The sequence below is a fragment of the Streptomyces sp. NPDC007346 genome (assembly GCF_040703535.1).
In the GTDB taxonomy this organism is placed as follows: Bacteria; Actinomycetota; Actinomycetes; order Streptomycetales; family Streptomycetaceae; genus Streptomyces.
Window position 1 is genome coordinate 1 of the sequence record NZ_JBEYKR010000183.1, and the last position, 11894, is coordinate 11894.

The 11894-nt window shown below is 69.8% G+C and carries 11 protein-coding genes, 1 pseudogene and 1 riboswitch; of the genes and pseudogenes, 11 read left to right on the forward strand and 1 reads right to left on the reverse strand.

All coding sequences use genetic code 11. The features are described 5' to 3' along the window. Window positions 1-192: 192 nt before the first annotated feature. The 10 genes from AB0917_RS30755 (at window position 193) to AB0917_RS30800 (ending at window position 10213) form a co-directional block, all read left to right on the forward strand. On the forward strand, window positions 193-810 hold the full coding sequence (locus AB0917_RS30755; RefSeq protein ID WP_366822965.1) for a CDP-alcohol phosphatidyltransferase family protein: 618 nt from the start codon (window positions 193-195) through the stop codon (window positions 808-810). A gap of 106 nt (window positions 811-916) precedes the next feature. Then, a complete protein-coding gene (locus AB0917_RS30760) occupies window positions 917-3412 on the forward strand; it encodes a mannose-1-phosphate guanyltransferase (protein ID WP_366822966.1) in 2496 nt (831 codons plus the stop codon). 100 nt (window positions 3413-3512) lie between these two features. After that, window positions 3513-4427 (forward strand): DUF881 domain-containing protein, encoded by a 915-nt coding sequence (locus AB0917_RS30765; RefSeq protein WP_366822967.1) that lies wholly within the window; start codon window positions 3513-3515, stop codon window positions 4425-4427. Then, complete coding sequence (locus tag AB0917_RS30770; protein WP_003970459.1) at window positions 4424-4756, forward strand: small basic family protein; 333 nt, start codon at window positions 4424-4426, stop codon at window positions 4754-4756. Before AB0917_RS30765 ends, AB0917_RS30770 begins: the two co-directional genes overlap by 4 nt. A gap of 5 nt (window positions 4757-4761) precedes the next feature. After that, window positions 4762-5574 (forward strand): DUF881 domain-containing protein, encoded by an 813-nt coding sequence (locus AB0917_RS30775; protein WP_366822968.1) that lies wholly within the window; start codon window positions 4762-4764, stop codon window positions 5572-5574. Window positions 5575-5764: 190 nt separating this feature from the next. Continuing rightward, window positions 5765-6550 carry an FHA domain-containing protein gene (locus AB0917_RS30780; RefSeq protein ID WP_366822969.1) on the forward strand — a complete coding sequence of 262 codons (786 nt, stop codon included), beginning with the start codon at window positions 5765-5767 and terminating at the stop codon, window positions 6548-6550. Window positions 6551-6591: 41 nt separating this feature from the next. Then, the gene (locus AB0917_RS30785; protein ID WP_366822970.1) at window positions 6592-7335 is read left to right on the forward strand and encodes a MerR family transcriptional regulator; all 744 of its coding nucleotides are present in this window, start codon (window positions 6592-6594) and stop codon (window positions 7333-7335) included. A gap of 53 nt (window positions 7336-7388) precedes the next feature. Next, window positions 7389-7862 (forward strand): bifunctional nuclease family protein, encoded by a 474-nt coding sequence (locus AB0917_RS30790; protein WP_006123076.1) that lies wholly within the window; start codon window positions 7389-7391, stop codon window positions 7860-7862. A gap of 168 nt (window positions 7863-8030) precedes the next feature. After that, window positions 8031-8648, forward strand: a complete 618-nt coding sequence (locus AB0917_RS30795) for a MerR family transcriptional regulator (protein ID WP_366822971.1) — start codon at window positions 8031-8033, stop codon at window positions 8646-8648. A 101-nt stretch (window positions 8649-8749) separates the two neighbouring features. Next, a complete protein-coding gene (locus tag AB0917_RS30800) occupies window positions 8750-10213 on the forward strand; it encodes a DNA polymerase IV (protein ID WP_366822973.1) in 1464 nt (487 codons plus the stop codon). Here the strand turns inward: AB0917_RS30800 and AB0917_RS30805 are convergent. Next, window positions 10135-10506, reverse strand: coding sequence for a PRC-barrel domain-containing protein (locus AB0917_RS30805; RefSeq protein ID WP_366822974.1), 372 nt, complete (start codon window positions 10504-10506; stop codon window positions 10135-10137). The two genes, AB0917_RS30800 and AB0917_RS30805, sit on opposite strands and share 79 nt — an antisense overlap. 153 nt (window positions 10507-10659) lie before the next feature. Further along, window positions 10660-10757: riboswitch (glycine riboswitch) on the forward strand. Between the two features lie 192 nt (window positions 10758-10949). On the opposite strand from AB0917_RS30805, the pseudogene AB0917_RS30810 reads away from it, so the two are divergent. Beyond that, window positions 10950-11894, forward strand: a pseudogene (locus AB0917_RS30810) (glycine dehydrogenase (aminomethyl-transferring)); the annotation flags it as partial.

Consider the following 11894-nt stretch of genomic DNA (forward strand, 5'->3'; position numbering starts at 1 on the left):
TGGTACTGCAGGGGGGACCCTGTGGGAGAGTAGGACGCCGCCGAACAATTTTTCCGGGAAAGCCCCGTGCCATTGGCACGGGGCTTTTCTGCGTTCAGGTGCCGGAGTGCCCTACCCCTGTGCATGTGCCGGCGGAAGCTGAGGGTAAGGTCGGGGAGCATCATTCGCACGTTCTTCACAGGAGGCTCCCGGGTGGAGGTCCAGGAGACTCGGGTCCAGACGGACCGGGTCCTCACCATCCCCAACATCCTCAGCATGGCTCGCCTTGTCGGGGTACCGCTCTTCCTGTGGCTGATTCTCCGCCCGGTGTTCGGCGGCCCCAACAGCGACGGCTGGGCGCTGCTGGTGCTGATGCTCAGCGGCATCAGCGACTACCTCGACGGCAAGCTCGCCCGGCGGTGGAACCAGATCAGCAGTCTTGGCCGGCTCCTGGACCCGGCTGCTGACCGTCTCTACATCCTCTCGACCCTTCTCGGCCTCACCTGGCGTGAGATCCTGCCGCTCTGGCTCACCGCCGCCCTGCTGGCCCGTGAGCTGATGCTGCTCGTGATGGTGGCCATCCTGCGACGCCACGGCTATCCGCCGCCGCAGGTCAACTTCCTCGGGAAAGCTGCAACCTTCAACCTCATGTACGCGTTCCCCTTGTTGCTGCTCAGCGACGGGAGTGGTTGGCTGGCTACTGTGGCCGCCGTTTTCGGATGGGCGTTCGCAGGATGGGGTACAACGCTGTATTGGTGGGCAGGGATCCTCTACGTGGTCCAGGTCCGCCGGCTCGTCAAGGCGGATGCAGTAGCCGATCGAGCTCGTTGACGCGGTGCCGTGCAGTGTGGCCGACCCGCGGTGTGATGTCTTGAATGTGATGCCCCGACGGGCGAACTCGGCTGACCGTCGTCTCTTCTAGGAGGACGTTTCCGACATGAAGGCCGTCGTGATGGCTGGTGGCGAAGGCACACGCCTGCGCCCCATGACCTCGAGCATGCCCAAGCCGCTCCTGCCCGTGGCCAATCGGCCGATCATGGAGCATGTGCTGCGGCTTCTGAAGAGGCATGGGCTCAATGAAACAGTCGTGACCGTCCAGTTCCTCGCCTCCCTCGTCAAGAACTACTTCGGGGACGGCGAGGAGCTCGGGATGGAGCTCACCTATGCCAACGAGGAGAAGCCACTCGGCACCGCGGGGAGCGTGAAGAACGCCGAGGAGGCGTTGAAGGACGACACGTTCCTCGTCATTTCCGGTGACGCGCTCACCGACTTCGACCTCACGGACCTCATCGCCTTCCACAAGGAGAAGGGCGGCCTCGTCACGGTCTGCCTGACCCGGGTCCCCAATCCGCTGGAATTTGGCATCACCATCGTGGACGAGAACGGCCAGGTCGAACGCTTCCTGGAGAAGCCGACCTGGGGCCAGGTCTTCTCGGACACGGTCAACACGGGCATCTACGTCATGGAGCCCGAAGTCTTCGACTACGTCCAGGCCGACACCTCCGTCGACTGGTCCGGTGACGTCTTCCCCCAGCTGATGAAGGAAGGCAAGCCCATCTACGGCTACATCGCCGAGGGCTACTGGGAAGACGTCGGTACGCACGAGAGCTACGTCAAGGCACAGGCCGACGTCCTGGAGCGCAAGGTCGACGTCGAGCTCGACGGCTTCGAGATCTCGCCCGGTGTGTGGGTGGCCGAAGGCGCGGAGGTCCATCCGGACGCCGTGCTCCGCGGGCCGCTGTACATCGGTGACTACGCCAAGGTCGAGGCGGACGTCGAGATCCGTGAGCACACGGTCGTGGGATCCAATGTGGTCGTCAAGACCGGCGCCTTTCTTCACAAGGCCGTGGTCCACGACAACGTGTACATCGGGCAGCACAGCAACCTCCGGGGCTGCGTGGTCGGCAAGAACACCGACATCATGCGGGCGGCCCGGATCGAGGACGGCGCTGTCATCGGTGACGAGTGTCTGGTCGGCGAGGAGTCGATCATCCAGGGCAACGTGCGGGTGTACCCGTTCAAGACCATCGAGGCCGGCGCGTTCGTCAACACCTCGGTGATCTGGGAATCCCGCGGGCAGGCGCACCTCTTCGGGGCGCGCGGCGTCTCCGGGATCCTGAACGTCGAGATCACCCCCGAGCTGGCGGTCCGGCTGGCCGGCGCCTACGCCACGACCCTCAAGAAGGGGTCGACGGTCACGACCGCCCGTGACCACTCCAGAGGCGCGCGTGCCCTGAAGCGGGCCGTCATCTCCGCGTTGCAGGCCAGCGCCATCGACGTACGCGACCTGGAGAACGTACCGCTGCCCGTGGCCCGGCAGCAGACGGCACGAGGCAGTGCGGGCGGCATCATGATCCGTACGTCGCCGGGGGTGCCCGACTCGGTGGACATCATGTTCATCGACGAGCGGGGCGCCGACCTCTCGCAGGCGCAGCAGCGCAAGCTGGACCGGGTCTACGCCCGCCAGGAGTACCGCAGGGCCTTCCCCGGCGAGATCGGGGACCTGCACTTCCCGTCCAGCGTCTTCGACTCGTACACGGGCTCCCTGCTGCGCAACGTCGACATCGCGGGGATCGCCGACTCGGGGCTCAAGGTCGTCGTGGACGCCTCCAACGGCTCCGCCGGGCTTGTGCTGCCCAGCCTGCTCGGGCGGCTCGGGGTGGACGCCCTGACGATCAACCCGGGGCTCGACGAATCGCGGCCCACCGAGTCCGTCGAGACACGCCGCGCCGGGCTCGTCCGGCTCGGGGAGATCGTCTCCTCGGCACGGGCCGCCTTCGGCGTACGGTTCGACCCGGTCGGTGAGCGGCTCTCCCTCGTGGACGAGCTGGGCCGGATCATCGAGGACGACCGGGCCCTGCTGGTCATGCTGGACCTGGTCGCCGCCGAGCGGCGCAGCGGACGGGTCGCCCTGCCGGTGACGACCACGCGCGTCGCCGAACAGGTGGCGGCCTACCACGGCACCCAGGTGGAGTGGACGACCACCTCGCCCGACGACCTGACCCGGGTGGGACGCGAAGAGACCACCATCTTCGGAGGAGACGGGCGCGGCGGGTTCATCGTTCCCGAATTCAGCAGCGTCTTCGACGGGACGGCCGCTTTCGTCCGGCTCATCGGACTCGTCGCGCGGACCCAGCTCACCCTCAGCCAGATCGACGCCCGCATCCCCCGGGCCCACGTCCTGCGCCGCGACCTCGCGACGCCGTGGGCGGTCAAGGGCCTCGTCATGCGCAGCGTCGTCGAGGCGGCAGGAGACCGCAGCGTGGACACCACGGACGGTGTCCGGGTGGTCGAGGCGGACGGACGGTGGATCATGGTGCTCCCCGACCGGGCGGAGGCCGTCACCCATCTGTGGGCGGAAGGCCCGGACGACGCCTCCGCGCAGGCGCTGCTCGACGAGTGGTCGGCCGTGGTGGAGAGCGCAGGCGAGTGACCTCCTGACACCGGTGCACCGGAACTCCCCGTCCAGGGCGTCCCGGTGCACCGGTGGGGCCATTCGGCGGTAGCCGTGGTGACGTGCGACGATGTGCGGCATGTCGCAGCAGCCCCCCGATCGGAGCACCCCCTCGCCACCCGCACGCCCCGACGCCTCCATGTCGCTGCTGAACAACGTGATGGCCCACAGCCTCGACGAGGGGTACGCGGAGGCCTCGGCCCGCCGCAGGGCCGACGGGAGCGCGGAGCTGCCCCGTACGCTCAAGTCGAAGCTCGGCCTGGCCGCCGGCCTGGTGGTGGCCGCCCTCGTGGTCACCCTGGGTGCCGCCGAGGCGCAGGTGTCGGCGCCGGTCGTCGCGAAGGAGCGCGAAGAGCTGATCGACCGCATCAACGCCGAGACCCGCGCGGCCGACACCCTGGAGTCGGATGTCGACAAGCTCCGCAGTGACGTGGGCGAGCGGCAGCGCAAGGCCCTGGAACGTCACGGCGGGGACCAGGGAGAGCTGGTGGCCCTGCTGTCCGGGGCGACCCCGGTCGAGGGTCCCGGGGTGAAGCTCGTCGTGGACGACGCCAAGAACACCGATCAGGGCGGCGGCGGGCCCCGCGAGTCGTCGAGCTTCGCCGACACGGGCCGGGTGCGCGACCGGGACATGCAGCGGGTCGTCAACGGCCTGTGGGAGTCCGGTGCCGAGGCCATCGCCATCAATGGGCAAAGGCTGACGGCACTGTCGGCGATCCGCGCCGCGGGCGACGCCATACTGGTCGACAACAGACCGCTCGTACCGCCGTACACCGTGCTGGCGGTGGGGGACGGGAAGAACCTCGCCTCCGCGTTCCGGGGCAGCGCCGACGGCCAGTACCTCAACGCGCTCAAGGAGAGCTTCGACATCCGCACCAGCTTGTCCGATCAGGCGAAGGTGCGGCTCCCCGCCGCACCGAGCCTGATCGTCCGTACAGCAGAGCCGAAGGCCGCCGGCAGTGATGCGGCAGAATCAGGGAAGGGCACATCGTGATCGCCGTACTGGGCCTCGTCGTGGGAGTCGTGGTCGGACTGTTGGTCCGGCCCGAGGTACCGGCGGTGGTCGAGCCCTATCTCCCGATCGCCGTGGTCGCGGCGCTCGACGCGGTCTTCGGAGGGCTGCGGGCCATGCTCGACGGCATCTTCGTCGACAAGGTCTTCGTGGTGTCGTTCCTCTCCAACGTCGTCGTCGCCGCGCTGATCGTGTTCCTCGGCGACAAACTGGGTGTCGGCGCTCAGCTCTCCACCGGTGTCGTGGTCGTGCTCGGCATCCGGATCTTCTCCAACGCCGCCGCGATCCGTCGGCACGTCTTCCGGGCTTGAGGCCGATGAACAACGACGAGAACCCGCCCAGCGAACAGCCGGACACCGCTGATTCCGCCGTACCGGACGCCCCTGCGCGCCCACCGGCCGCGCAGGAGGTCTCCGGGCGTCAGAGGCTGCTGGCGGGCCTGTGGCCGCCCCGGCTGAGCCGGGCTCAACTCATCGTGGCGGTGCTGCTGTTCGGCCTCGGTCTGGGGCTGGCCATCCAGGTGCGGTCCACCAACGACGACAACACGCTGCGCGGAGCGCGGCAGGAGGACCTGGTCCGGATCCTCGACGAGGTCGACGATCGCACCCAGCGCCTGGCGGACGAGAAGCAGCGCCTGGACGACCAGCGCACCGAGCTGGAGAACAGCTCGGACCAGGCCGAGGAGGCCCGGAAGCAGACGCTGGAGAAGGAGCGGCAACTGGGGATCCTCGCGGGTACGGTGGCGGCGCACGGCCCCGGCATCACGCTGACCATCAGCGACCCCTCGCGCGCGGTCGCGGCCGACAAGCTGCTCGACACCATCCAGGAGCTGCGCGCGGCCGGGGCCGAGGCCATCGAGGTCAACGGCGTCCGGGTGGTGGCCAACACGTACTTCGCCGGGGACGGCGGTGACATCCAGGTGGACGGCAAGAAGATCGAAGCGCCCTACGAGTTCAAGGTGATCGGCAAGCCGCAGGATCTGGAGCCCGCCCTCAACATCCCCGGCGGTGTGGTGCAGACGCTGGAGAAGGAGCAGGCCACGGCGGTGGTGGAGCGTTCCGACGACATCGTCGTCGACGCCTTGCGACCGGCGAAGCGGCCTGACTACGCTCGGTCGTCGACCCCGTGAGCGCGCCGGGCCGAAGGGCCGGTGGACGAGGGTGTGAGGTTGCGGGGGGTCGGCGCACCGGATTGGTGGTGCGTGGTGGAAACTGTCGAGTGGATACGGACGTTGTGAAGATGTCCGGGTCGGCAGGTGTGTTCATTCAGGGTTCGTCCTGCCCCACGGGCGGGTCTATGTCGGTCAAGGGGAATCGCCCGTGAAGTTGTTTGCGAAGTTGTTCGGGAAGAGCGCACGCGAGGACAGCAACAGTGCTGCCCGCCACCGTGCTCCGCGCCACGGCCAGGGCGAGGAGCAGGAAGCGGAGCGCCCGCTCTTCCGCGATGAGGTGTCCGGTGACGGCACTCCGGGTGGTCCCGGCGTGTCGTCCGTTGACCCTGCCGGTGCCGGGGCAATAGGTTTCGGCGAACCATCAACCTCAAGTGCGGGTGGAGGGTTCACCCCGGAGGGCTCGTCGATGCCGGTCTGTACGAGGTGCGGTCACCGCAATGCGGAGGCCAGCCGATTCTGCTCCAACTGCGGCGCGCCGCTGCGGGGCGGTGTTCCCGAGCGTGCCTCGGAGACCACGTCCACCATCTCCATCTCCGGTCTTGAGGCGTACGAGGCCGAGGCGACGGGCCAGACGGCCCTGCCCTCGCTCTCCCCGGAGGCCCAGGCCGCCGTCGACGCGCTGCCCGGAGGCTCGGCGCTGCTGGTCGTGCGCCGTGGCCCGAACTCCGGCAGCCGTTTCCTGCTGGACAGTGACCTGACGACCGCCGGCCGTCACCCGCAGAGCGACATCTTCCTCGACGACGTGACCGTGTCGCGGCGTCATGTGGAGTTCCGCAGGGGTCCGGACGGTAGCTTCACCGTGGGTGACGTCGGCAGCCTCAACGGCACCTATGTCAACCGTGAGCGCATCGATTCGGTCCTGCTGTCCAACGGCGACGAAGTCCAGATCGGGAAGTACCGCCTGGTCTTCTACGCGAGCCCGCGGGGCGTGTGACCAGCCCCCGGAGTCCGTCCGGGGGGACCCCAGGAAGGCCCATGCTGCGAACACCGACAGGCGGTGCCGGTGACGGCGCCGCCACCGCGGACGCGCGCTGGGTGAGCATCGGAACGGTGCTCACCCAACTGCGCGAAGAGTTCCCGGAAGTCACGATCTCCAAGATCCGCTTTCTGGAGGCCGAGGGGCTCGTCGAGCCGCAGCGGACTCCGTCCGGGTACCGGAAGTTCGCTCCCGGCGATGTGGAGCGCCTCGCGCAGGTGCTCTGCATGCAGCGGGACCACTACCTGCCGCTCAAGGTGATCCGCGAGCACCTGGACGCCCTGGCCCGGGGCGAGCAGCCCGTGCTGCCCTCACCGGGGGCCCAGCGCGACCTCGGGGACGGGGTGTGGGATTCCGGTCCCGGCACGGCGACCGCCGCGCGGGTCGGGCGGGCCGAGCTCCTGGCGGCCGCCCAGGTCGACGAGGAGCAGCTGGAGGAGTGGGAGTCCTACGGGCTCATCGTCGCGGCTCCCGGGGGCGGCTACGACGCCGAGATGGTGACCGTGGCCAAGCTGGTGGCGGAGCTGGGCCGCTTCGGCCTGGAACCACGCCATCTGCGCGCCATGCGCGCCTCCGCGGACCGTGAGGCGGGACTGGTCGAGCAGCTGGTCGCGCCGCTGCGTCTGCACCGCAATCCGCAGACCAGGGCCCATGCCGAGGCCACGGCGAACGAGCTGGCCGAGCTCTCCGTACGGCTGCACGCCGCGCTCGTCCAGACCGCTCTGCGCAGCCGTCTGCACTGAGCTCGGGGGAGCCCGACTACCCAAACATGGCGAGCACGTCCTAGGGTTGCTGTGTGAACGAGCTCGACGTTGTCGGTGTCCGGGTGGAAATGCCCTCCAACCAACCGATCGTTCTCCTGCGTGAAGTGGGAGGCGACCGGTACCTCCCCATTTGGATCGGTCCTGGGGAGGCGACCGCCATTGCCTTCGCCCAGCAGGGCATGGCTCCGGCCAGGCCGCTGACCCATGACCTGTTCAAGGATGTGCTCGAGGCCGTGGGCCAGGAGCTCACCGAGGTCCGGATCACGGACCTTCGCGAAGGGGTCTTCTACGCGGAGCTCGTCTTCGCCAGCGGGGTCGAGGTGAGCGCCCGGCCGTCCGACGCCATAGCGCTCGCCCTGCGGACCGGAACGCCGATCTACGGCAGTGACGGCGTGCTGGACGATGCGGGCATCGCGATCCCCGACGAGCAGGAGGACGAGGTGGAGAAGTTCCGCGAATTCCTCGACCAGATCTCACCGGAGGACTTCGGTACCAACAGTCAGTGACCGTCCCGCAGGGGTGTCGTCAGCGCATCCGAAAAGCCTTTCCCGGAAGCGAGACACGGGAAACCACCCTCAGGGTGATTATCACTCGGCGTGCCGAGTGTGGCGATCGTTGACGCACCCCCAGTGACTGCCTACCTTCGAGTGGGCAGGTCAAGGACGGAGGTCGGCGTGAGAAGCAGCGGCGACGGTACGGCGGCGGGTGGGCCGTATCCGCAGCACGGCAGTGGAGCCGACCACGCCATCAGGCAGCCGGCTGCGCCGGCGGCGGTGGCAGCGGACGGCGTGGCAGCGGCGAGCGATATCGGATATCGCGGACCGACGGCGTGCGCGGCGGCGGGCATCACCTACCGCCAGCTGGACTACTGGGCGCGCACGGGGCTGGTCGAGCCGAGCGTGCGGCCGGCCTACGGGTCGGGGACCCAGCGTCTCTACAGTTTCCGGGACGTGGTCCTCCTCAAGATCGTCAAACGGTTCCTGGACACCGGGGTGGCTCTGCAGAACATCCGCACCACGGTCCAGCACCTGCGGGCCCGGGGGTTCCAGGACCTGGAGCGCATGACTCTCATGAGCGACGGGGCGACGGTCTACGAGTGCTCCTCGCCCGACGAGGTCGTCAGCCTCCTCCAGGGCGGCCAGGGAGTCTTCGGAATCGCCGTGGGGGTCGTCTGGCGCGACGTGGACGCGGCGCTCTCCCAGCTCCACGGCGAGCGGGTCGACACCGGTGAGACCCTCATCGGCAACAACCCGGCCGACGAGCTGGCCCGGCGCCGCAACCGCGCCGGATGAGCGGCTGAGCGCACCGGACAAGGCGAAAACGGGATGGTTCCGGCACTCCACGGAGTGCCGGAACCATCCCGTTGTCAGTGGCGTGAGGCAGCATCGGGGGTGTGAGACCCGCGCCGACCATCCTCCACCTGGACATGGACGCCTTCTACGCCTCGGCGGAGCAGGCGGCCAAGCCCAGCCTGCGCGGGAAGGCGGTCGTGGTCGGGGGCCTCGGCCCCCGCGGCGTGGTCGCCACCGCCTCGTACGAGGCACGGCTCCTGGGCGTGCACTCGGCGATGCCGACGGCCCAGGCCAGACGCCTCGCGCCGAACGCCGCCTACCTGGTGCCCCGCTTCTCGCTGTACCGGTCGGTGAGCGAGCAGGTGATGGAGCTCCTGGGGCGGCTCTCGCCGCTGGTGGAGCCGCTGAGCCTGGACGAGGCCTTCGTCGATCTGGAGGCGGGCGGGACGGCGGACGACTCGGCGTCGGCCAGGGCGACGGGGGAGCGGCTGCGTACGGCCATCCGGGAGGTGACCGGGCTGAGCGGGTCGGTCGGTCTCGCCGGTTCGAAGATGCTCGCCAAGATCGCCTCCGAGCAGGCCAAGCCGGACGGCCTGGTGCTCATGGAGCCGGGTACCGAGCGCGAGCTGCTGGCCCCCATGCCCGTACGGACGCTGCCCGGCGTCGGCCCCGCCACCGGTGACCACCTCCGGCGCGCCGGCATGACCACCGTCCACGACCTCGCGGAGGCGGGCGAGGCCGAGCTCGTACGGCTGGTCGGCAAGGCCCACGGCCACGGGCTGCACCGGATGGCGCTCGGGCTGGACGACCGGCCGGTGGTCGCCGAGCGGGACGCCAAGTCCGTATCGGTCGAGGACACCTTCGACGTGGACCTGCACGACCGGGTGCGGGTGCGCGCCGAGGTGGAGCGGCTGGCCGTGCGGTGCGTGGAGCGGCTGCGCTCGGCCGACCGGTCGGGGCGCACGGTGGTGCTGAAGGTGCGCCGCTACGACTTCTCCACCCTGACCCGCTCCGAGACCCTCAGAGGCCCCACGGACGACCCCACAGTGGTCCGTGAGGCGGCCGCGAGGCTCTTGGAGGCCGTCGACACCACCGGGGGCGTACGGCTCCTGGGCGTGGGTGTCACGGGGCTCGCGGACTTCACGCAGGAGGACCTCTTCGCGCAGGCCGCCGACGCCCGGGAGCTGGCGGCGCGCTCGACGGTGCCCGAGAAACCGGTCGCGGAGGGCGCGCAGGGCGGGGGACCGGTGGACGAGGAGCCCGACCGGGAGAGCGCCGAGCAGCTTGCCGCCCGGCGCTGGCCCGCCGGCCACGACGTACGCCACGCGGTGCACGGGCACGGCTGGGTGCAGGGGAGCGGGGTGGGCCGGGTGACGGTCCGGTTCGAGGAGCCCGGAGGGCCGGTCGGCCGGGTCGTCACGTTCCGCGTCGACGACCCGGAGCTGAGCCCGGCCGATCCGCTGCCCCTGGTCCGCGACCCGGTCGACTACTCCTCCTGGCCCGCCAGTCTGCCGAAGTCGCGGTCGGGGCCGCTCTCCGCCGCGGGCGGGGAGTCCAGACCGTAATGGCGGTAGAGCTGGAGTTCCTGCTCGGGGGAGAGGTGCCGGCCGACGCCGAAGTCCGGGGCGCCCTTGATCAACGCGCGGTCGAAGGGGACCCGCAGCGTGTCCTCGACGAACTCGCTGGGCTCCAGCGGGACGAAGGCGTCCCTGCTGAACAGGCCGGTGCGGACGGCCGCCCACTCGGGCACACCGGTCGCGTCGTCGAGATAGACCTCATCCACCGTTCCGATCTTGGCGCCCTCGCGATCGAACGCCTTGCGGCCGATCAGGCGGCGCGGATCGATATCGGTCTGCACGGTGCCTCCCACTGGTCGCCACTGCTCGAGGGGGCCCTGTCACGTCGGGGTGGTCCCCTGTCGTTCCACCAGCACCAGACAAGTGCAGATCCGTGGTGTCGGCCACTCGAGGCCTCCGCGGGGATGGCCGCTGGTAGGCTGGCAGATGGCTGCTGACCCCGTGCGGGAGAGTCCTCCGGTGCAGAATCCGGAGGCGCCGAAGGAGCAAATCCTCCCCGGAATCTCTCAGGCCCCCGTACCGCACGGACGAGGTCACTCTGGAAAGCAGGGCGGGCTCGTGCGGCGCATGCCGGGGCGGGCTCCACCCTCACCGACGGTGAAAGTCGGCACGCCTCCGGGCGGGCCGGTGAAGCTCTCAGGTTGAGATGACAGAGGGGGAGGCCGTTCGGGCACCCACGCCGTGGTGCCCCTCGCAGGTCGTGACAGACCAGGAGGCCTCCACCATGACCCCCCGTCGCACTCCGCTCTCCCAGCTGGAGCAGGGCATTCCGTTCGAGCAGCGCCACATAGGGCCCGACGCCGAAGCCCAGGCGAAGATGCTCGCCCAGGTCGGCTACGGCTCCCTCGACGAGCTGACCGCCGCCGCGGTGCCCGACGTGATCAAGAGTGCGGAGGCCCTGAACCTTCCCTCGGCGCGCACCGAGGCGGAGGTGCTGGCCGAGCTGCGGTCGCTGGCCGACCGCAACAAGGTCCTCGCCCCGATGATCGGCCTCGGCTACTACGGCACCTTCACTCCGCCCGTCATCCTGCGCAACGTCATGGAGAACCCCGCCTGGTACACGGCCTACACGCCGTACCAGCCGGAGATCTCCCAGGGCCGCCTGGAGGCCCTGCTCAACTTCCAGACGATGGTCGCCGAGCTGACCGGGCTGCCCACCTCCGGCGCCTCCCTGCTCGACGAGGGCACCGCCGCCGCCGAGGCCATGGCGCTCGCCCGGCGCGTCGGCAAGGTCAAGAAGGGCGTCTTCCTGGTCGACGCCGACACCCTGCCGCAGACCGTCGCGGTGATCGAGACCCGCGCCGAGCCGACCGGCGTCGAGGTCGTCGTCGCCGACCTCGGCGACGGCATCCCCGCCGAGATCGCCGAGCGCGGCGTCTTCGGCGTCCTGCTCCAGTACCCGGGCGCCTCCGGTGCCGTGCGCGCCATCGAGCCCGTCATCGAGCAGGCCCACGAGCTCGGCGCCGTCGTCACCGTCGCCGCCGACCTGCTGGCCCTGACCCTGCTCACCTCGCCGGGCGCCCTCGGCGCGGACATCGCGGTGGGCACCACCCAGCGCTTCGGCGTCCCGATGGGCTTCGGCGGCCCGCACGCCGGCTTCATGGCCGTCCGCGAGAAGTTCGCCCGCTCCCTGCCCGGACGCCTCGTCGGCGTCTCCGTCGACGCCGAC